The organism is Bombilactobacillus mellifer (genome assembly GCF_000970795.1).
GTDB classification, from domain to species: Bacteria; Bacillota; Bacilli; order Lactobacillales; family Lactobacillaceae; genus Bombilactobacillus; species Bombilactobacillus mellifer.
Genome location: NZ_KQ034028.1, coordinates 133,032 through 152,783 on the forward strand (window position 1 = coordinate 133,032; position 19,752 = coordinate 152,783).

General features: G+C 41.3%; 24 protein-coding genes. 19 read left to right on the forward strand and 5 right to left on the reverse strand.

The features are described 5' to 3' along the window. Window positions 1-18 precede the first annotated feature (18 nt). A complete protein-coding gene (locus JG30_RS00600) occupies window positions 19-489 on the forward strand; it encodes a hypothetical protein (protein ID WP_046315279.1) in 471 nt (156 codons plus the stop codon). Window positions 490-566: 77 nt separating this feature from the next. Here the strand turns inward: JG30_RS00600 and cls are convergent, their stop codons facing one another. The 3 genes from cls to JG30_RS00615 form a co-directional block, all read right to left on the reverse strand. Then, window positions 567-2,024 carry a cardiolipin synthase gene (gene cls / locus JG30_RS00605; protein ID WP_046315282.1) on the reverse strand — a complete coding sequence of 486 codons (1,458 nt, stop codon included), beginning with the start codon at window positions 2,022-2,024 and terminating at the stop codon, window positions 567-569. Window positions 2,025-2,085: 61 nt separating this feature from the next. Then, window positions 2,086-2,478, reverse strand: coding sequence for a hypothetical protein (locus JG30_RS00610; RefSeq protein WP_046315284.1), 393 nt, complete (start codon window positions 2,476-2,478; stop codon window positions 2,086-2,088). Between the two features lie 4 nt (window positions 2,479-2,482). Next, on the reverse strand, window positions 2,483-3,343 hold the full coding sequence (locus tag JG30_RS00615) for an alpha/beta hydrolase (RefSeq protein WP_084616611.1): 861 nt from the start codon (window positions 3,341-3,343) through the stop codon (window positions 2,483-2,485). Window positions 3,344-3,422: 79 nt separating this feature from the next. On the opposite strand from JG30_RS00615, the gene JG30_RS00620 reads away from it, so the two are divergent. Then, complete coding sequence (locus JG30_RS00620; RefSeq protein WP_046315286.1) at window positions 3,423-4,088, forward strand: ribonuclease H family protein; 666 nt, start codon at window positions 3,423-3,425, stop codon at window positions 4,086-4,088. Between the two features lie 242 nt (window positions 4,089-4,330). On the opposite strand, the gene JG30_RS00625 is transcribed toward JG30_RS00620, so the two are convergent. Beyond that, window positions 4,331-5,179: an alpha/beta hydrolase gene (locus JG30_RS00625; protein ID WP_046315289.1), complete on the reverse strand. Its 849-nt coding sequence runs from the start codon at window positions 5,177-5,179 to the stop codon at window positions 4,331-4,333. 177 nt (window positions 5,180-5,356) lie between these two features. On the opposite strand from JG30_RS00625, the gene JG30_RS00630 reads away from it, so the two are divergent. Continuing rightward, complete coding sequence (locus JG30_RS00630) at window positions 5,357-5,761, forward strand: MerR family transcriptional regulator (protein ID WP_046315290.1); 405 nt, start codon at window positions 5,357-5,359, stop codon at window positions 5,759-5,761. Between the two features lie 50 nt (window positions 5,762-5,811). Here JG30_RS00630 and JG30_RS00635 read toward each other — a convergent pair whose 3' ends face one another. Then, window positions 5,812-6,753 (reverse strand): DUF1002 domain-containing protein, encoded by a 942-nt coding sequence (locus JG30_RS00635; protein WP_046315292.1) that lies wholly within the window; start codon window positions 6,751-6,753, stop codon window positions 5,812-5,814. A 151-nt stretch (window positions 6,754-6,904) separates the two neighbouring features. Here JG30_RS00635 and JG30_RS00640 point away from each other — a divergent pair, with 151 nt between their 5' ends. The 16 genes from JG30_RS00640 (at window position 6,905) to JG30_RS00715 (ending at window position 19,748) form a co-directional block, all read left to right on the forward strand. Then, entirely contained in the window at window positions 6,905-7,966 is a 1,062-nt protein-coding gene (locus JG30_RS00640; protein WP_046315294.1) for a D-alanine--D-alanine ligase family protein, read from the forward strand. Window positions 7,967-8,246: 280 nt separating this feature from the next. Further along, a complete protein-coding gene (locus JG30_RS00645) occupies window positions 8,247-9,248 on the forward strand; it encodes an ornithine cyclodeaminase (protein WP_046315295.1) in 1,002 nt (333 codons plus the stop codon). A 214-nt stretch (window positions 9,249-9,462) separates the two neighbouring features. Beyond that, window positions 9,463-9,798 carry a sulfurtransferase-like selenium metabolism protein YedF gene (gene yedF / locus JG30_RS00650; protein WP_046315297.1) on the forward strand — a complete coding sequence of 112 codons (336 nt, stop codon included), beginning with the start codon at window positions 9,463-9,465 and terminating at the stop codon, window positions 9,796-9,798. Between the two features lie 87 nt (window positions 9,799-9,885). Further along, on the forward strand, window positions 9,886-10,551 hold the full coding sequence (locus tag JG30_RS09325) for a 5-methyltetrahydropteroyltriglutamate--homocysteine methyltransferase (protein ID WP_046315299.1): 666 nt from the start codon (window positions 9,886-9,888) through the stop codon (window positions 10,549-10,551). Window positions 10,552-10,608: 57 nt separating this feature from the next. Beyond that, a complete protein-coding gene (locus JG30_RS09330) occupies window positions 10,609-11,070 on the forward strand; it encodes a methylcobamide--CoM methyltransferase (protein ID WP_046315301.1) in 462 nt (153 codons plus the stop codon). A gap of 212 nt (window positions 11,071-11,282) precedes the next feature. Then, on the forward strand, window positions 11,283-13,226 hold the full coding sequence (gene prdA / locus JG30_RS00665) for a D-proline reductase (dithiol) proprotein PrdA (RefSeq protein WP_046315303.1): 1,944 nt from the start codon (window positions 11,283-11,285) through the stop codon (window positions 13,224-13,226). A gap of 6 nt (window positions 13,227-13,232) precedes the next feature. Then, a complete protein-coding gene (locus tag JG30_RS00670; protein WP_046317094.1) occupies window positions 13,233-13,577 on the forward strand; it encodes a CBO2463/CBO2479 domain-containing protein in 345 nt (114 codons plus the stop codon). Continuing rightward, window positions 13,558-14,010 (forward strand): glycine/sarcosine/betaine reductase selenoprotein B family protein, encoded by a 453-nt coding sequence (locus JG30_RS09335; protein WP_046315304.1) that lies wholly within the window; start codon window positions 13,558-13,560, stop codon window positions 14,008-14,010. The genes JG30_RS00670 and JG30_RS09335 overlap by 20 nt, the downstream gene beginning before the upstream one ends. A 27-nt stretch (window positions 14,011-14,037) precedes the next feature. Continuing rightward, entirely contained in the window at window positions 14,038-14,283 is a 246-nt protein-coding gene (locus JG30_RS09340) for a hypothetical protein (RefSeq protein ID WP_218837825.1), read from the forward strand. Window positions 14,284-14,335: 52 nt separating this feature from the next. Continuing rightward, on the forward strand, window positions 14,336-15,076 hold the full coding sequence (prdD, locus tag JG30_RS00685) for a proline reductase cluster protein PrdD (RefSeq protein WP_046315308.1): 741 nt from the start codon (window positions 14,336-14,338) through the stop codon (window positions 15,074-15,076). A 19-nt stretch (window positions 15,077-15,095) separates the two neighbouring features. Beyond that, window positions 15,096-15,575 carry a glycine/sarcosine/betaine reductase component B subunit gene (locus JG30_RS00690; RefSeq protein ID WP_046315309.1) on the forward strand — a complete coding sequence of 160 codons (480 nt, stop codon included), beginning with the start codon at window positions 15,096-15,098 and terminating at the stop codon, window positions 15,573-15,575. 45 nt (window positions 15,576-15,620) lie between these two features. Further along, on the forward strand, window positions 15,621-16,637 hold the full coding sequence (locus tag JG30_RS00695; protein WP_084616613.1) for a proline racemase family protein: 1,017 nt from the start codon (window positions 15,621-15,623) through the stop codon (window positions 16,635-16,637). 14 nt (window positions 16,638-16,651) lie between these two features. Continuing rightward, window positions 16,652-17,542, forward strand: coding sequence for a sulfite exporter TauE/SafE family protein (locus tag JG30_RS00700; RefSeq protein WP_046315311.1), 891 nt, complete (start codon window positions 16,652-16,654; stop codon window positions 17,540-17,542). 142 nt (window positions 17,543-17,684) lie between these two features. Then, on the forward strand, window positions 17,685-18,737 hold the full coding sequence (gene selD, locus JG30_RS00705) for a selenide, water dikinase SelD (protein WP_046315313.1): 1,053 nt from the start codon (window positions 17,685-17,687) through the stop codon (window positions 18,735-18,737). 40 nt (window positions 18,738-18,777) lie between these two features. Further along, a complete protein-coding gene (gene yedF, locus JG30_RS00710; RefSeq protein ID WP_046315315.1) occupies window positions 18,778-19,452 on the forward strand; it encodes a sulfurtransferase-like selenium metabolism protein YedF in 675 nt (224 codons plus the stop codon). 17 nt (window positions 19,453-19,469) lie between these two features. Beyond that, on the forward strand, window positions 19,470-19,748 hold the full coding sequence (locus JG30_RS00715; protein WP_046315317.1) for a putative Se/S carrier protein: 279 nt from the start codon (window positions 19,470-19,472) through the stop codon (window positions 19,746-19,748). Window positions 19,749-19,752: the final 4 nt, after the last annotated feature.

Sequence of the window (19,752 nt, forward strand, 5' to 3'; positions counted from 1 at the left end):
TGGCAGGAGGGTCCCACGATGTCAGATCTATTATTAAGTGCTATAGATATCTTTTTTTTAGCAAGCCTGATTTTTAATCTCTATTGGCAGGCGCAAATAATTGTGCCTGCTAAATACAAAGTGTCCAGTCTTGTTTTGACGGCGCTGTTTGCAGTGTGGATTTTAGCCATTCCGATCCATTCCTGGCTGTACATTATCATGGTGGCTGCAGTGTTGACTGTCACTATTATGCAAGGAACCGGAGGACTAGGGTCCCGCTGGTTAGTAACTAATGGTTTTTTTGCGGGGGTGGTTAATTATCAAAAATTAGCCCATATTACCTTGATCCCAGTGCAATTACCGACAATGCGGCCACAAGTCATTACCATTTTTACTACCATCAGCCGCCAAAATATTCAAATGACTTTTAATCATTCTTGGAAAGAAATCCAACGCGAATTACGTCAGTTAGTCCCTGACCATATTCCGATTGATGTGACCCAGCTATAACTGAAATTTGGGTCTGACAATGACCTATGAGGTGGCGCGTCAAAGAATTGCTCTAAGCCAGTGCCGTTCTGGGTCTGTTAAAGAATCGGGGATAATAACCGTGAAAATAATTGTTTAAAACGCAGCCAAGATGATTGTTGCGCAATGATTTCCGGTGTTAATAAAGTGCTGTCTTGCATATCCTGTTGGAAAATATCAGTCAATTCTTGGCTCATACGCGCATCATAGAAAAAAGCGTCCGCTTCGAAATTCAAGCTGTAACTGCGGTAATCTTGATTCATTGAACCAATCGCGGCAACTTGATTATCAAAGACGGCCGTTTTGGCGTGCATAAAACCTTTGTTGTAAATATAAATTTGAATATTATGAGTAGTTAATAAATTAGCATAAAACTGCGTAGCGCGATAAATAAAAGGATGATCCGGCATATCGGGAATCATAATTTTGACATCTACTCCCGAACGAGCGGCTACTAATAAGGCATCCATCATTGAATCATCCGGGATTAAGTAAGGAGTTTGCAATAAAACACTTTTTTGGGCATTCATAATAAAACTCAAAAAACCGCCTTTTAAAGTGTCAAAGTTGCTATCGGGACCATCAGAAACAATTTGTGTGGGGGTAATTTCCGTAACATCCAGTTGTGGAGGAAAATATTTTTCTTGAAACATAATTTTGGGTTGGCGCTTGCCGGCAGAAGCGTTCCAATCTAAGATGAACCGCTCTTGAAGCGATAAGGCCGCATAACCATGAATGCGTACATGTGTGTCGCGCCAATAACCAAATTTCTTTTTTAAACCGATGTATTGTTCACCAATATTAAAACCACCAGTCCACCCAATTTGACCATCAATGACAACAATTTTACGATGCAGATGATAGTTTAACCGGTTTTGCGTAATTGCATTTTGCGAAGTGATGAAGGGCATCACTTGACCACCGGCGGCGGTTAAGCTGTGAAAAAACTTACGGTTAGCCCCTGGGGAACCCCAACGATCGTAAATGACGCGCACTTCTAGGCCCGCTTGGGCTTTTTTGGCCAAGGCGGCGACAACTTGTTGACCTAAGCGATCATTGATAAACGAATAGTATTCGACATGAATGGTTTCTTGGGCGTGCTCGATATCTTTTAGGAGTGCGGCAAATTTGGCCGGACCATCTGTAAAAATCTGAGTAGCATTATGAAAAGTGACTAGGGAATCTTCAGAACGATTGAAAAAATCGATTTGTCGGGTATCTAATTTTTGTATTTGTGGTGAATAGGCCAAGCGGCGCTGGGCCACTTCCTGCGCTTCAATTTCTTTGAGGCGTTGTAAGCCCACATGCTCGGCATTGCTAATGGCAAAGAGGTTTTCTTGAGCAATTCCGCGACCAAAAAAGGCAAAAATCAAAAAACCGATTACAGGCAGTAAAATCAACACAATGAGCCATGCCAAGGTGGCGGGAATGCTACGAGGTCGGTGAAAGACAGTGATAATGGCCGCAACCGTGTTCGCAAAAATAACAAATCCCAAAATCAAAGCAAACCAATGCATAAAAAAATCCTCGTTTTACTTAATTAGGAATCATTTTAACTTACTTTAATTAGGAGAGCCACTATTTCAAAAAGTTTTTCACGAATTGCCGATCAATCATTTGGCAAGTAATGGTAATTTGTGGAAATTTTAATTGTTGACGAATAAATATTTGCATATAGTCTAAAATTTCTGAGGGAACAGTTGTATTAAAGACAATTTGCAATCGCACAGCAGTGGCACTTAACGGGTGGATTAAGCACAAACCTTCGAACTGATCAGTGTCCTTGGTTGTAATCCCCCAGATTAAGCGGCGATTAGCCATAACATCCAGCATGGCTTGGGTCATAAAGTGGGCCGAAGTTGGTAAATCAGTTTGTAAAAAACGTTGTATGTCTTGCGCGGGGAGATTACTTAAGAATTCTAATTGATAGTTAGCTGTAATAATGGGATGGTATTGATATAATTTTTCCATGAAGTCACTTCTTTAAGGGTAAACTGGCTGCTAACTGGGGAAAGAGAAATTGATTCATTTGCTTTAACACTTGAGAATCATCATGCATTTTGGAGTGTTCGCCACTGCTGCCGGTAGCACGATATTCGCTGAATTCTTGCACTTGCGTTTGTAAAATATATTTAATCGAACGTGCGGAACTGACGGACACATATTTATCGGTATTGGAAGAATCATTAATGTTGCCGTAGACATTCAAAACGCGGGCTGTCGCAGGGAACTTGCTGCGATTTAAATAGGTCCATAAATAACGCGGCGTCATAAAGGCGGGCTTACCATTGGCCGCTAAGGGATTAATATTGGGTAAATCTCCTAAGGCCACGACCCCGTCAAAAGGACCGGCAATTAAAACCAGGCGATTAATGGGCGGCAGCGGCCGCTTGCAACTATTAATTAAAAAATTGACCAAAGCCACTGCTCCTAAAGAATGACCGACCGCATTATAAGTTTGGAAATGATAACGTTGGCTTAAATCATTGATGATTTGGTTAACCCAGCGCTCAATGGTATTCGTGGGGATCCAGCGATCTTTAAAAACTAATTGCACCAAAGGATATTTAGCAGTGGACCAGTAACCGGAATAGTGAATTTTACTATTCCAATCCACCGTAGCGCGTAGAAACACGGGTGAATGGGTTACAATTTGCGCTGATTTGACCATTTCTTGGGTCGTATAGTTACCCCCCCGAAATCCATGGACAAAAAAAGTGGGAATCTGATCCGTACTGGAAGTAACAGAGTCAATGGTTTCCACTTTACAAATGGGAATTTGTGCAGATTGATTGATGTGGTGTGTTATACTTTGCCAAAAGCCCATTTCTCTCATTTACCTCCACAATCATCATCCATGCACTACCATGATACAAGTATTTGTAATGTAATTCTAGTTATATGGAGCCAGTTTTATGAAAAAATATTACGCAGTCAAAAAAGGACGCCAACCAGGTATTTATCCAACCTGGCCCGCAGCTCAGCAGCAGGTTCAAGGATATCGGCAAGCAGTTTTTAAAGGCTTTGATAATTTGGCTGCCGCACAGGCATTTATGGAAGAAAGGCTCGCAGTAGCCGCCGAGCAGGACCTAGCAGCTTACTCAATTTTATTATATACCGACGGTGGCAGTCGCAATCACGGTAATTACGCGGGCGGTCACGTACAAGCACAAGACAAAGCAGCGTGGGCTTATTTGATTAAGTATCAAGGCCAGCGTTATAGTGCCAGTGCCGGACAATGGGGCGCAACGAACAACCAAATGGAATTAACCGCTGTAGCACAAGGTTTACAAAAGCTCATTTCGTGGCAGTTACAAACACAAAAAGTCTTATTGGTAGCAGATTCTCAATATGTGCTCAATGCTTTAACCAAAGGGTGGCTGTCTAGTTGGCAACGGCGCAATTGGAAAAAAGCTGATGGACAACCGGTTTTAAATCAAGCTTTATGGCAGCAGATTAGTCAGCAAGTCGCGCAGTTTCCCCATTTACAATTTGCTTGGACGAAAGGTCATGCCCAAAATAAGGAGAATAACTTTGTAGATAGCTTATTAAATCAAACAATGGATCACATGACCAAGTGAACCCTGATTGGGCAAACCATCCTTCCAACGTGTAATAGCAGATGAGAGGTACTCAAGGTTGCTTCTTTCAGCATCCAAAATTGAGGATCCGTTTTTAAATGGAAGTAAAATTAATTATGACAATCGCTGATGAAGCATTCATGTGGTGGTCTCTTGGTTTTGCAGCCCTGCTATGGCATGGAGGCGAAGCTTTTTAAGGTGTTTTGGCGTTGTTAATGGGACCTAGTGGTGATGATTTAAGGCTATTTGTGCCATAAAAAATTAATCAACAAACGATCCACTTGGGAATTTTCATGCAGTTGACTGTGTTGGGCCTGCGCGCCGACGATTTTTTGTTCACGATAGCTGCGGGCTCGTGAACGGACGAGATAGCGCAACGATTGGGAAGATGCATTACTAACAGCGCCATCAGAGTGTGTTCCATCATGGCGATCACCATAAATATTCAAAACGGCCGCTGATCGGGGATAAGTTTGTCTTAAGGGTAACAATGGCCGATATTCCGGATTCATCGGTTGGGGACGGCCGGCAGCATTAAGCTGCATACGATTGGGACGATCATCATAGCCGAGAATACCGTTAAAATGCCCGGCTAAAGCAACTTGTTTATTTAACTGAGGTGCTGATTGAACCGCAGCATGATTTACTAAGTAATACATAAAAGTCATATTACCCATGGAATGCGCGACCACATTAAATTTGTGAAAGGGATATTGCTGCTGGACAGTTTGAAAAACTTTTGCAGCCCAGCGGCTGGTTAACTGATAGTCTGCATGGCGGTTGTCTAAAAAGTTCACTTCAATTAGTGGATTGCGGGCTGTCCGAGGAAGCCGTTGCCGAAGACGTACTTGACCATGGGTAGTAACATCGGCTCGAATAATTGTCTGAGTGACACCGGCGTGTTGGATAGCATGCGTCATTTGTTCTTCTGAACGATAACTGCCGCCCCAACCATGGAAAAAGAAAGTTGGAATCCGTTGGGCGACATATTTATCGGGAATGGCTGGTGTCATATGCGTGGGCAGCCAGAATCCCAAAACCAGCCCACCCACTAGTAAGAGCCAGCAGATATTGCGTTGCCATTTTTTCATGTACATTGCTCCTTGATTAGCTTTATAATTAAAAATATTGTAGTTAAACTAATAATCCTATTTCTTTTAGAATTATTTTTAGTTTAATGCTTACACTATACTTGAAAGCAAGTCCCAATTAACAATTTATTATCTGAATGATGATTGAGATATAGCAAATAGGAAGCTGGGATTACTATGGAAATTGCTGCCGTAGCCCATAAGTACCATATCTCTATGGCAACTTTACGTTATTATGAAGAATTAGGTTTATTACCGCCCATTGCGCAAGCACATGGCCGGCGGGATTTTTCGCCTGCTGATTTACAGCGTCTGGAATTTATTCTCTGTATGAAAGATGCTGATATGTCGCTGCAAACCATTAAGCAGTATTTTGAATTGTATGATCAGGGCAGCGCTACTTTACCACAGCGGTTGGCCTTATTAGAAACGCAAAAGCAGGCGACGGAAAAGAAGTTACAAGCAATCGCTCAAGCTTGGGCTTATCTGAATTATAAAATTGGCTTGACTAAAGGTCACTGGGAACATTACAAGCAGGAGCACGAAAAGGTCAATACGCTAAAATTAAAAGACACGGATTGAGATTAACCGTGTCTTTTAGTAATTAAGGGCATAAATTTAATTGCCGCTACTTAATGGAAAAAACCACTCACAAAATTAACAATGTTTTGCCAAATTTGTTGTAGCAAGTTTTGATTTTCGGGAGTGTTGACTTTATTAAAAATCGCATGGGCATTATCTTTAATAATCGAACTGACTTTGCTTGCTTGTTGTTTAAAATTATTATCTTTGAGAGCCCCGGAATCACGAATTTTAATCATTAAATTGATGATTTGTTGTTTTTGATTATTGGTGATGACATTTTGCAAATGATTATCATTAATCGTGTTATTGACAATATTTGTAATTTGATTAACCGTAATATTCGGACCTATCTGAGCCATCTGTCTTTTGGCTTGCGCTACGGCATTGTTTAATTGGGCATCACTATAGCCATTTTGTCCTTGATTTTGATTATTAATTTTACTTAAAGTTCCCATTTCATCTTGGGCCGCGGTTACTTGACTTTGATTGAGTTGTTCGCCATTTTGCGCGAAAGCAGCGTACACACCCGCTAAGGCACCGGAACCGTCAATGGGCGTAGCAGAGGTCACATAAATGTTGGCATCACTAATGCCCGCAGTTAAAGCGGCATTACGATACTGATTGGCAGTAATAGTCGTGATATTATTGCGGCCATTATATTTGAGAATTTCGACGTTAATGCCTGAACCCCGGCCCGTTTTTTCAATTAAAGCGGACGACCAGACGCCGGAATTGGAAGTAAAATCAGCTCCGGCAGGATTTAAATATTGGACTAAGGTATTACCGTTGACCGCTACTTGTTGAAAATTTCTGTTATTAATTTTACTGGATAAAACATCAATAGTCCCTTGCCGCTGACTATTGGTCAGCGAGGCTCCCAGGGTCATCACGGGCGTTTGCCAGTCGTCAGCTTGGGCCATAGTGGTCTGAGTGCCACCAATCAAGAGCGCGATGCAACTGATGATCAGGATACGGAGAGATTTTTTCATAGTGAACCTCACTTTCGCTTATTCAAAGCACACTTTTATTATACCAGCATCGATAAAAAACGTCATTAGCGATGGGTTTTATGTTAAACTAAAGGTTCTAGGAATTACTGTTAAATTGGATGTATTAAATTCAAGTGAAGGAGTTAAAACGATGAAAATTGTAGTTTTAGCTGGTGGTCGCAGTACCGAACGCAACGTTTCTTTGTCTTCCGGGACCAAGATTAGTAATGCTTTGCGTAGTAAAGGCCATCGTGTTGCCTTAGTGGATCTATTTTTAGGGCAGGAATTGGCTGGCGATACGGACGTTGATGATTTATTTACTACCGAACCAGGGGATGACAGTAAATTAAATATCAGCGATGAGATTTTAAATGATGACAAGATTAATGCTTTACGACCGGATCATGGAGCTAAGGGCCTTTTTGGACCGAATGTTTTAACGATCTGTCAAGCGGCGGATATCGTCTATTTGGGTTTACATGGTGAAGATGGTGAAAATGGTAAAGTTCAAGCCGTTTTAGATTTGTTTAATATTCATTATACGGGCAGTGATACACTAGCTTCCGGCTTGGCCATGAATAAGAAATATTCCAAAGAAATTTTTATACAAAATCACATTCCGACAGCAGCTTATATTGCTACTAAAACGTCCCAAGTGACGGCAGAGCAAATCCCGTTTGGTTTTCCAGTAGTGGTTAAACCTGCTAGTGGAGGTTCAAGTGTAGGGACACATATTGTACCGACTGCGGATCAATTACAAGCTGCTTTAGCTGATGCCTTAAGTTTTGATGAGGAAGCCTTGATTGAAGAGTATATCAAAGGCCGCGAATTTTCCATTGCCTTGTTAGATGGAGCCGCTTTACCTGCGGTAGAAATTGTAGTGAAAAAGGGTTGGTATGATTTTGAACATAAATTTCAAGCTAACGATGACACCCAACTAATTTCGCCACCCGATATAGATGATCAATTACATCAAGAAATGCAAGCTTTAGCCCTGCAAGCTTTTAATGCCCTAGGAATGCAAAATTATGGCCGGGTCGACTTTTTAGTTCGCGAGGGTCAACCGTATGCTATTGAAGCTAATTCTTTGCCGGGCATGACCCCACTATCGTTAATTCCGCAAGAAGCTCGAGCAGCCGGCATTGAGTATGCCGATTTGTGTGAGCGGATAATTGAAAGCAAAGTTCGTTTTTATCAAAAGCAGCAAGCTTAAAATTTAATTTATGCTCCGTCTCTTAAGACGGGGCTTTTTTTGTGCCACAACATCCAGATGCACTATCCGCCTAGCGAGCCATGAACTTTAGGACACAGCCATAATGATCGGCCAACTAGCAGTTGATTCTAAATTTTTATCGAAATAATGATTGGCTAAATACATAATTATTCTATAATAAAGGCGATTTTGGAGAGCAGATCTCAGAAACGAGGTGAGGCATGGGAGTAGCGAAACTGTTCAGCTGCGGGATTAATCAAGCAGAAGAGGAGACTTAATTATGCGATATTTATCAGCAACCGATATTCAAACTCTATTTCCCATGACGGCAGCCATTGAAGCCGATAAAGAGGCATTAGCGCTTTATAGTGCTCAAAAAGCGAAGATTCCTTTACGGACGAATATTGATATTCCTGAATACCAGGGGCAAAGTCTGTATATGCCGGGGTATATTCAAGGGGCGCAGCCGGCTTTAGGTTTAAAAATTGTTTCGGTGTATCCGAATAATCCCCAATTGCATTTACCCAGTGTGCCGGCCACGATGGTGACTTTAGATCCTCAAACCGGCCAAGTTAGTGCATTGTTAGATGGCACTTTTTTAACGCAATTGCGGACAGGAGCAGTTCAAGGAGCGGCGACCCAATTGTTAGCCAATTCCCACGTGCAAAAGGCATTATTAATTGGCGCTGGGGGACAAGCCATGAGTCAATTAGAGGCTATGCTAACCGTGCGTTCGTTACAGGAAGTTTATATTTTTGATCGGGATGTGGACCGGGCATATAACTTTTGTCGCCAAGCGAGCGTTAAGTTTGCGCACCAATTTCCAACGCATTTAATTGTTGTGGACGATCCGAATCAAGTAGTGGCTCAAGTAGGCTTGATTACCACGGTAACTACTGCTAAGCAACCAACTTTTGATGGAAATCTCGTTCAGCCCGGTACACATATTAATGGAGTGGGCGCTTACACGCCCCAGATGTGTGAATTACCAGTGAGTGTTTTACAAAGAGCTCAAAGCATTATTTGTGATACGGTGGATGGAGTTTTGGCAGAAGCAGGAGATATTATTCAACCTTTACAAGCTCAGACTCTGACACGGCAAGCCATCACGGGCGAATTAGGACAGATTATTAATCAAACGTTACCGGGACGGCAAAATGAAAAGGACATTACAGTTTTCAAAACTGTCGGTACCGCGGCTTTGGATACCTTGGTGGCCGCCCGGATTGTGCAACAAGCCCAAAAGCAAAATGTAGGGACCATTTTTGGGGAGAATAAATAAGCTTTTCTTACGTTAAAGGTCATTAAATTGCTGAATTAATTGTCAGCTTAAAGATTACTTATTTCCAAAATAAAACTCAGCTTTGTTTAGCTAAATGCAAACAGTTTAGTTTTGACACAGGTTAACTAATCTTTACTTAATTTATTTAGTATGGATTTTGCCGAGAGTTTGTGCTACATTGAACAATGTAATCAATTTTGTGGAGGTAATCAAGATGGCTTATGATGTTTTGCTCAAAACTACTGAAATGGGAACGGGCGATAAAGCGCTGACCGAGAATTTAATGAATGCTTTTATACATACTGTGGCTCAAAGGGAAGAAAAGCCGCAGAATGTTATTATGTACGGCACCGGGGTTAAGCTGGCAGCCAAGGGCTCAGAAGTAATTGAAGATTTGCAGACCTTAGTCGATGCAGGAGTTAAAGTTTTGTCTTGTGGCATTTGTGTCGATTACTATGAATTGAGCAAAAAAATTGTCGTTGGCGGAATCACTACCATGGATGAAGTGGTGGATATTTTGGCCAATAGTCAAAATATTGTTACGCCATAAATTATGACTAAAGATGATTAGCCCAAGACTAGCTGGATTGATTAGCTAGTCTTTTATTTTATGAACATGGAGTTAGAGGAGGTACTTATGAAAACTAAGTTTCAACCTTTTGCGACGGCTTTAATCGGCAGTATGCCGCGTAGCCAAGCAGTAGCAACAGCCAAGGCCGATTTAGCACAAAAAAAAATTAGTCACCAAGAGTATGACCAAATCCTTTTACAGGAAACTCAAAAAGTGGTGCAGCTGCAAACTGATGCAGGATTAGACATTATCGTGGATGGTGAATTAGGTCGGGATAATTATATGTCCTTTGTGGCAGATAAAGTGCCGGGGATTGAACTCAAATCGCTAGCGGAAATATCACAATACATTAGTGACAAGGTTAATTTTGAAAAATCTTTGGAAGAATCTGATGTCACCAATGCCCAGATGAATAATCCGGTAGTGACACAACGGATTGATGTTAACGCACATTTAGAAGATCAAGAAGTACAAGCCTTACAAACGTTAACCAAAAAGCCTATCAAAGTCACTATTCCTAGTCCCTATTTATTGACCCGAACCATGTGGCTGGAAGAAATTACTGGTGAAATCTATGAAGATCGACAAGAATTAGGCCAAGATGTCGTGCAATTGTTGTCCAATGAGGTACGACGGTTGATTGCTGCCGGCGTGGATATCATTCAAATGGATGAACCCATTTTGTCTGATGTAGTTTTCAATCAAGATCAAAAATCGGACTCTTTTTACTGAGGCGTTTTATCATCGAAGGTCAAGGTTGACCGAGAATTAAACTTTGCACATGATTTGATGCAACCTATTTTAGATATTATTAATGCTAGTGACACGATAAGTTCCGTTCACGTTTGCCGGGGGAATTGGACCCAAAATGATGCTGCTTTATTGTCGGGGTCTTATGATAAACTCTCTCGCTTCTTCGATTCTTTGGATGTGCAAGTATTAGCTTTGGAATTTTCTACACCTAGAGCCGGAGAAATTAAATCTTTATTTAAGAATAATAGTTTAGAAGACAAAATAACTTTGGGCTTAGGAGTGATTAACCCGCGCAATCAAGTCATTGAAACCAAAGAATCCATTGTCCAAGCCGTGCAGCCGGTTTTAGATTATTTGCCGCCAGAAAGAATTTGGTTGAATCCGGATTGTGGTTTCGCTACTTTTTCTAGTTGTCCTCTAAATAGTTATCCAATTATTGAACAAAAAATCCAACAGTTATGCGCTGCGGCTAATGCATTAAGAGAAAAATATTGTTAAAGCAGTTAAGAATTAAGACTTGATCTACTGGATTGTGAAATATAGAATTAAGGTGTCTAGAGATATATTTCACAATTGTCCTCTAGATAATAAATTGCTGATTGAACACGGTTAGTCCTGGCTTTATTAAAATAATAGGGAAGGGAGAGCACACATAGCTGATTTACTTAATAAACCAGGCAACGTTTAATCACAATATAGGAGGTAGTTATATGTCAATTTCACCGGAAATGGCTAAAGAACATGCAGCAGATCCGGCAGTGCTTTGTTGTCGACGTGACGGTGGCAAAGTTTTGGAAGCGGCAGATTTTGAAGATCCGACGTTATTTGATGACTATGTGGCATCAGGTTTATTAACAATTCCGGATAATGTTTTGAGTATTGGCGAAGCATTAGGCGGAACGTTGAAAGAAACCACGGATGCTTTAATTCCGTTAGTCCCAGATCAAGTACAGGTTGTGGCACATGAAAAAGAGCCTGAAGCCAAGGCACAAGAGCCTACTCCAGCAGCGACATCCTCTACTGCACCTGCTGTCGACAGTGAACCGACAGCTGCTAGTTCTCCAGCACCTAGTCCAAGTTTTGCGGTGCAAGATAATTTATTGCATTTATCGATCAGTGAAGGTAAAGGAATTGACTTACAAGTTCCATTAAATGCTCTGACCACGGTCTCTCAGAATATGGGTGAAAAAAAAACTAAACCCCAAGTAGACACTACGGCCCCTGCATCCGCTGCAACCACAGCGCCAGCCCCAGCTACTTCGGACCAAGATGTCAGCGAAAAAGTGGTTCGCAAGTTAGTGAAGAAGTATTTTCCGATTGAGAAAGTTACTTTTGGCGAGCAGACCAAAATTGACGGTAAAACTTTAGTTTTGCGGGATGCACAACAATTATGTGACGAAGCAGTCAAAACGCAAGATATTGTCAAGGATATGGCCATCGAGATCATCACGCCGGACAAATATCATGAGTATAGTAACACCATTATGGATGTCCAACCCATCGCTACTAAGGAAGACGGCGAAATCGGTGAAGGTGTAACCAGAGTCTTAGATGGTGTCGTCATGGTCTTATCCGGCACCGATGAAAACGGAGTTCAAATTGGTGAATTTGGTTCTTCTGAAGGACCGATGGATGAAAATATCATGTGGGGCCGTCCGGGATCTGTCGATAAAGGCGACATCATGATTAAAGTTAATCTGACTATTCAAGCGGGGACGAACCGGGAACGTAAAGGACCGTTAGCCGCGCATTTGGCTACCGATACAATTACCGAAGAAATTCGGGAAGCTTTAAAAAAGGCTGATGATAGTTTGGTATCGCGTTCCGAAGATTTTGTTCAAACCCGCCATCCACGGCAAAAACGGGTTTTAATTGTCAAGGAAATTATGGGCCAAGGAGCCATGCATGATAATTTAATCATGCCTGTGGAACCGGCAGGAACTCTTGGGGCAAAACCAAATGTTGACTTAGGTAATGTCCCAATTATGCTGGCACCGACCGAATTATTAGATGGTGGCATTCATGCTTTGACCTGCATTGGGCCCGCTTCGAAGGAGACCACGCGGCATTATTGGCGTGAACCGTTAGTAGAAGAAGCCATGCGGGACAAAGATATTGATTTAGTGGGAGTTGCTCTTGTTGGGTCACCACAAGAAAATACGCAAAAATCCTATGTTTCGAAACGTCTAGGGATGATGGTAGAAGCAATGCAGTTAGATGGCGCTATCGTCACGACTGAAGGCTTTGGTAATAATCACATTGATTTTGGCTTTCATATTGAAGAAATTGGTAAGCGTGGCGTCAACGTAGTTGGGGTCACTTATTCGGCTGTTCAAGGTCAATTAGTTACGGGAAATAAGTATATGGATGCCATGGTGGACAATAATAAATCCCGCCAAGGTATTGAAAATGAAATTTTATCTAATAATACTTTATCCCGCGAAGATGCGATTCGCGCTCTAGCTATGTTAAGCACCAAAATGGCTGGGGGCACCATCAAAAAACCAGAACGGCAATGGAATCCCAATGTTAAGCAAAATAATATTGAAGTTATTGAAAAAGCTACTGGTCAAAAAATTGATTTGGTAGACAATGAACAGTCCTTGCCAATGAGTAAAAAACGGCGCGAAATTTACGAAAAATCGGAGGAATAGTTGGGCGTGTCAGCTCGAAAAATCGGTTTTGACGAATTAAATTATCCTTCCACAGAAACCGTGTGGGAGGGTGTAATTATTGAAGTAACTGGATCCAGCGTCGTAATTGATTTGAAAGGGCGCATGGGACGTTTGGAAGTACCCAAGCGTTTAGTGATTACCCAATATGAGCTGCAAGTAGGACAAGAAGTGGCCTTTTTAATGTCCTATCCGGAAGTTCTCGAAGAACAACCTAATGAAAAATATGTCAGTGCTCTTGCAGCTTATCATCAACGCATGCGCGCCATTCAAGCTAAATCCAAACGTAATTTTAAAAAAGGAGAAAATACAGATGAGTCTCAAAAAGATTGATGGGTTACAATCTGAAGTCTTTGTACCCATTACTCCTAAGCCTGTCTGGGCACCTGTTACAAAGCCGCTCAAAGATATGACAGTGGCAATTGTAACCGCCGCAGGTGTGCACTTGAAGAAAGATAAACCGTTTAATCTAGCGGGTGATACTACTTATCGGGTAGTTCCCGGAGATGCGAAAACCAGTGACATGATGGTTTCTCATGGGGGCTACGATAATACCGATGTCAATCGGGATATTAATTGTATGTTTCCCATTGATCGTCTCCGTGAACTAGCCAAAGCGGGTTTCATCAAAGCCGTAGCACCCAAAATGTATACTTGCATGGGCGGTGGCGGTAACGTCAAAGTCTTTACGGAAAAAACCGGTCCGGAAATTGCTCAAAAACTATTACAAGAGCATGTTGATGCTGTTGTAATGACTGCTGGTTGAGGTACCTGTCATAGAACTGCCGTGATCGTGCAGCGAGCTATTGAATCTGTTGGTATTCCAACAATTATTATCGCAGCTTTACCTCCAGTGGTGCGTCAACAAGGGACTCCGCGGGCTGTTGCTCCTCGAGTACCGATGGGTGCCAATGCAGGTGAACCAAACAACGTTGAAATGCAAACCGGGATCTTAAAAGATACGTTGTTGCAATTTGAAAAATTGGATCAACCCGGGAAAATTGTTCCGTTACCGTATGAATATATCGCTCAAATTTAAAGCTTGTGTGAGAGTTAAAGGCTAATTATTTAATTGAAAAAAGGTTGATGCTATGGCCGATGAAACTTTGAAAATCAAAGAATTCGTGATAAAAGATGTTCAATTTGGGCCTAGTTATTCTCTTTCCGAGCACAAGCTGGTAATCCCACAAATTACGCCAGAGACAATTCCTGAAACTTTTCGAAAAGTAAACGTCACAATTATCCATCCGCATCACTTAGATGTAGCCACGGATTCAATTATGGATGTAGTTCCCATTTCTACAAAAGTTTTAGGAACGCTAGGCACGGGGGTTACGCATACACTGACGGGCGTTAGTATGATTATCACCGGATCGAATGAGAACGGAAAGCAAATTCATGATTTTGGCTCTTCAGACGGTACTTTAAGTAAGCAAATGATGCTGAATAAAGATGGAACCCCTGATGAAAACGATTTTATTATCATGTTTAATGTCGTTTTAAAAAGCCAGGTCGTAATGGATCGGCAAATGATGACTACCGTATTTTCCTATGCTGACGATTATTTACAGCCGATCAGGGAGATCTTAAAAAAGACTAATGGTCGATACGCTGATTATAATCATGAATATTCGAATACAGTGCACCCTGGCAAACCTAAGGTCGTGGTTATTAAGCAAGTTTCCGGTCAAGGAACAATGTATGACAATATCTTATTTCCACAAGAGCCTAACGGAATTAAAGGCGGTATTTCGATCATTGATCTCAATAATTTCCCGGTCTTATTAACTCCGAATGAATATCGTGATGGCGCTATTCATGCTTTAGTTTAAGTGACGGAGGAAAAAGAATATGGGAGTTGGTCCTTCTACTAAAGAAACAACGATGCACCACTTTAAAGATCCTTTGGTGAGAGTATTTGGTAATGATCCAGATATTGACTTTCAAGGAGTTATTGTAGTTGGTACACCTCAAGATAATGTTTTAAAAAATCTCGTCGGTCAACGAGTGGCAAAATGGTTAAAAGCCATGCGGACAAATGGTGCTGTTTTATCAGCCGATGGATGGGGCAATTCTGATGTCGATTTTATGCACACTATGGAATGTATCGGTCAGGAAAATATCTCCATCGTAGGTTTGAAATTTATTGGTAAACAAGCAACTTTTGTAGTTACTAATGAATACACGCCATTTGTTCTAGATATTAATAAATCCGCCAGTGGAACCGAGACTACTGTGCTAGGAGAAAATAATTTGGACGCTCGAGATGCGCAAAAAGCATTAGGGCTGTTGAAATTAAAGATGCGAGCAGATCAGCAAAAAGTAGACTAATCATGGGTTTTGATCTGCTAGTCATGAGAATTGGAGGTAAGGTTATTGAATTTTTCACGTATGCTTTCAGGAATTGATACACATACTGCCGGTGAAGCAGCACGTCTAATTACTGGAGGTATTCCTAAGCTAAAGGGAAAAACAATTGCCGAAAAAAAGCAGTATTTAATTGATTACAAAGATGATTTGCGTAAATCTTTAATGTTGGAACCGCGCGGACATAAGGAAATGTTTGGGGCTTTCTTAATTCCGGCAGTGAGTGAAGAAGCAGATTTTGGCATTATTTTTATGGATACTGGCGGCTATTTAAACATGTGCGGGCACAATACGATTGCCGCTGTAACTGCGATTGTGGAAACCGGCATGGTAGATGTGAGCGCAGATGATCGGGAAAAAGATGTGGTTTTAGAAGCTCCCGCAGGGATCATTCATGCCACTGCACATTTGGATACGCCGTATCATGTTTCCAGTGTGTCCTTTAAAAATGTACCGGCCTTCTTATACAAGCAAGATGTGGCCATAACAGTACCAGATATTGGTCAAGTAACCGTTGACGTTTCTTTTGGCGGCAGTTTCTTTGCGATTGTTAAGGCCGCCGATTTAGGTGTGACGATTGATCGTCAAAATAGTCAACAATTAGCTGATGTTGGGATGAAAGTTTTAAAGGCGGCTAATGAACAAATTGAGGTCCAACATCCAACCATGGATTACATTCATACGATTGATTTAGTAGAAATGTATGGTCAACCCCAATCTGAAGATGCAACGTTGCAAAATGTCGTCGTCTTTGGTGATGGTGAAGTTGATCGCTCACCTTGTGGCACGGGCACCAGTGCTAAATTAGCCACATTATATGCTAAGCATCAGATTGGTATGAACGAGAAATTTGTTTATGAGAGTATTTTGAATACCAAATTCGTGGGTCGGGTTGTAGAAGAAACTTCGATTGGTGGTTTGGCAGCGATCACTCCTGAAATTACCGGGTCGGCGTATATTACTGGATTTAACACCTTTTTGTTTGATCCTAAGGATTCTTTATCCGGAGGGTTCACATTAAAATAAAGAGGTGAAGTAGCATGTCTAGTAAAACGGTCCTCCAATTACTATTAGCAGTGTTAGCAATCTACTTCACTGTTTTGTGGGTTGGTGATCTAGTTCGCAATAGATCCAAGATAAAAGATGGCAATATTTATGTGGCCGGAGTCATTGGATTTATCGTTAATTTTTTTGATACTTTAGGCATTGGTAGTTATGCGCCCACGACAATGTTTTTAAAATTAACGAAGTTTTTAAAATCAGATAAATTACTTCCTGGCACTTTAAATATTTCTTGTTCCATCCCTGTGTTATTTGAAGCCTTTTTGTTCATTACTTCGGTGAAAGTCGGAGGCGTGACGCTCATTTCATTAGTGGTCGCCTCAGCTATTGGCTCGTTTTTTGGGTCCAAATATATGTCTAAGGTGGACGAAAGAAAAATTCAAATTATTATGGGCTCCGCGTTAGTCATTACTGCGATTTTGATGATTCTACAAAATACGGGTTTCCTAGCAGCTTTAGGTAATGGTAACAAAGCCATTGCTTTAACTGGTTGGAAATTAGTAGTCGGAATCGTCGGCAATTTGATTTTAGGAGCTTTAATGACTGCTGGCATTGGGCTGTATGCACCATGTATGGCGATGATTTATTTATTAGGTTTAACGCCGATTGCGGCCTTTCCTATCATGATGGCTTCTTGTGCTGCGTTAATGCCCGTCGCTAGTCGGGAATTTATTCGTAAAGGTGAATACAATCGCACAGCTACCATTGGAATTACTGTTGGGGGAATTATTGGGGTGTATATCGCCGTTAAATTCGTCAAAAGCTTAGATATTAAAGTGTTGACCTGGTTAGTGATCATTGTTATTGCTTACACTGCAGCTACAATGCTCTATCAAGGTTTGCACAAAACCAAAAAGGTTCATGCCTGATAAAGGATTAGTGCAATCATTAGTTCTGATAGTTAGTCGGTTTAGACTAGAAGGGAAGGGTTCTTTTGATAAAAGTATTAGGGACTAAAATCCCTAATACTGATACATATGTTAAAGATCTTAGCTTGTAAGGAGAATGCTTATGGAAAAAGAGGGCACCAAAAATGATTTGCAACTTTTTGTCTGTGGAGGTTGCAATGCCAAAATTGGCCCGGGTGATTTATCCCAAATTTTAGCGGATCTACCCCAAGCACAAACTGATCCACATTTATTAGTCGGTTTTGATTCTACTGATGATGCTGCGGTTTACCAAGTTGCTGATGATTTAGCCATGATTCAAACGTTGGATTTTTTCCCATCGATGGTCACGGATCCTTATTTATTCGGCCAAATTGCAGCAACGAATGCTTTAAGTGATGTTTTTGCTATGGGAGGGGATGTTTTATTAGCCTTAAATATTGTTTGTTTTCCTGAAAAAGGGAATCTAGATATTTTGAAACAGATTTTACGTGGCGGTCAAGAAAAGGTAAATGAAGCCGGAGGCGTGATTGCAGGTGGACATTCGATTCACGACCGCTTACCCAAATATGGTTTGGCGGTCACGGGCCGGATTAATCCGCAAAACATCGTTAAAAATAATTCTGTGCAGGAGCATGATGTTTTGTTACTCACCAAGAAATTAGGCGTGGGAATTATCACTTCTTCTTATCAAGCCCATGCAGTAAGTAATGCTGCTTTTGCCGAGGCGGTGGATTCGATGACGATGTTAAACCAAACTGCCTCTGAAATTATGCGGCAATATCACGTCAGCGGGTGCACGGATGTAACTGGCTTTGGCCTAGCAGGACATTTATCCGAAATGTTGCAAGGTTCCAATTTGCAAGCCGTTTTGGAGGCAGAACAACTGCCGATTATTCCAGCAGCATATTCGTGTGCCGAGCAATTTTTAATTACTGCTGGCGGACAAAGAAATCGGAAGTTTTTAGGAGACAAGATTCACTTTACTTTTGAGGACTATGCACTGGAAGAAATAGTCTTTGATCCGCAGACTTCGGGCGGTTTGTTGATGAGTGTCCAAGAAACTGAAGCACCCCAAATCATGGCCGACATGAAGGCCCATCAAGTGCCAGTACAGCAAATTGGCCGCATCCAGGCCAAACCGGCTGCCGATCCAGCCACGATTGTTGTTGCTTAGTAAATACAGTAATTGATAAAAAAATAAAGGAGATTTTAAGATGGAAACAATTGATGCCAAAGGTTTGGCATGTCCCACACCGATTATTAAAGCTAAAAAAGCATTACGGAGTAATTCGGAAATTGCAGTAGAAGTTGATGATGAAGAAGCCGCAGAAAATCTAGAAAAAATGGCTCAACAATTGCAATATGACTTTGCTAAAGAAGATTTAGGTTCCGGAGTCACTAAAGTAACTATTAAAAAAACTACTTCTAAAGCAGCTTCAGCGGCTGATTATAACGGTTCGTCAATTACAAATATGATGTCAGTCACGCAGACTGCTGAGGAATCCACGGTCCAAAAAATTGAGCCGGCACTGGTTAATAATATTCGCTTATCCGATGGTTATATTGTCGCTATTGGCACCAACGTTATGGGACATGGGGATGATCAATTAGGCAAGATTTTAATCAAGAGCTTTATCTATTCGCTGACAGAACAAGATGTCTTACCACAATATGTCTTATTTTATAATGGCGGCATTAAATTATTACTGGCAGATTCGGAGTCAGTTCCGGATTTAAAGAAATTAGCCAGCCTGGGGGTTCAAATCTTAGCTTGCGGTACTTGTGTAGATTACTACAACGTTAAAGGACAACTGCAAGTAGGGGAAATTACTAATCTTTATCACATCCTAGAATTAATGCGTACTGCCCAGCGGGTAGTGCGGCCGTAGTTGAGGAGCATTGTGTAATGGGAAATGATTTTGGACTGGTGGTGTTTGATTCAACCCATGCTGCCATTCAAACGCAAACTTTATTCGAGCAAGCACAGCTCAAAAATCGGATGTTAACTACTCCGGGCAATTTAAGTGCCGGTTGTGGTTTAAGTATTTATTTTGATTTGGCGGATCTGGCCCAAATTACCAGGCTTTTGCAACAGCAACAGGTCACTTACCGGGCTTTATATCAAGTCCATAAAGATGGATTACATTCACAATATCAGTTAATTAAAAATGAAGTTAGAGGATAGTTCA

Bases quoted from the DNA above. Each gene is read 5' to 3' on its own strand.
- selD (WP_046315313.1), top strand. From the start codon at position 17,685: ATGGAAAAAGAGGGCACCAAAAATGATTTGCAACTTTTTGTCTGTGGA.
- prdD (WP_046315308.1), top strand. From the start codon at position 14,336: ATGGCCGATGAAACTTTGAAAATCAAAGAATTCGTGATAAAAGATGTT.
- yedF (WP_046315315.1), top strand. From the start codon at position 18,778: ATGGAAACAATTGATGCCAAAGGTTTGGCATGTCCCACACCGATTATT.
- JG30_RS09325 (WP_046315299.1), top strand. From the start codon at position 9,886: ATGAAAACTAAGTTTCAACCTTTTGCGACGGCTTTAATCGGCAGTATG.
- JG30_RS09335 (WP_046315304.1), top strand. From the start codon at position 13,558: ATGAGTCTCAAAAAGATTGATGGGTTACAATCTGAAGTCTTTGTACCC.
- prdA (WP_046315303.1), top strand. From the start codon at position 11,283: ATGTCAATTTCACCGGAAATGGCTAAAGAACATGCAGCAGATCCGGCA.
- yedF (WP_046315297.1), top strand. From the start codon at position 9,463: ATGGCTTATGATGTTTTGCTCAAAACTACTGAAATGGGAACGGGCGAT.
- JG30_RS00635 (WP_046315292.1), bottom strand. From the start codon at position 6,753: ATGAAAAAATCTCTCCGTATCCTGATCATCAGTTGCATCGCGCTCTTG.
- JG30_RS00600 (WP_046315279.1), top strand. From the start codon at position 19: ATGTCAGATCTATTATTAAGTGCTATAGATATCTTTTTTTTAGCAAGC.
- JG30_RS00610 (WP_046315284.1), bottom strand. From the start codon at position 2,478: ATGGAAAAATTATATCAATACCATCCCATTATTACAGCTAACTATCAA.
- JG30_RS00645 (WP_046315295.1), top strand. From the start codon at position 8,247: ATGCGATATTTATCAGCAACCGATATTCAAACTCTATTTCCCATGACG.
- JG30_RS00630 (WP_046315290.1), top strand. From the start codon at position 5,357: ATGGAAATTGCTGCCGTAGCCCATAAGTACCATATCTCTATGGCAACT.
- JG30_RS00640 (WP_046315294.1), top strand. From the start codon at position 6,905: ATGAAAATTGTAGTTTTAGCTGGTGGTCGCAGTACCGAACGCAACGTT.
- JG30_RS00700 (WP_046315311.1), top strand. From the start codon at position 16,652: ATGTCTAGTAAAACGGTCCTCCAATTACTATTAGCAGTGTTAGCAATC.
- JG30_RS09330 (WP_046315301.1), top strand. From the start codon at position 10,609: ATGCAACCTATTTTAGATATTATTAATGCTAGTGACACGATAAGTTCC.
- cls (WP_046315282.1), bottom strand. From the start codon at position 2,024: ATGCATTGGTTTGCTTTGATTTTGGGATTTGTTATTTTTGCGAACACG.
- JG30_RS00620 (WP_046315286.1), top strand. From the start codon at position 3,423: ATGAAAAAATATTACGCAGTCAAAAAAGGACGCCAACCAGGTATTTAT.
- JG30_RS00625 (WP_046315289.1), bottom strand. From the start codon at position 5,179: ATGAAAAAATGGCAACGCAATATCTGCTGGCTCTTACTAGTGGGTGGG.
- JG30_RS00690 (WP_046315309.1), top strand. From the start codon at position 15,096: ATGGGAGTTGGTCCTTCTACTAAAGAAACAACGATGCACCACTTTAAA.
- JG30_RS00615 (WP_084616611.1), bottom strand. From the start codon at position 3,343: ATGAGAGAAATGGGCTTTTGGCAAAGTATAACACACCACATCAATCAA.
- JG30_RS00715 (WP_046315317.1), top strand. From the start codon at position 19,470: ATGGGAAATGATTTTGGACTGGTGGTGTTTGATTCAACCCATGCTGCC.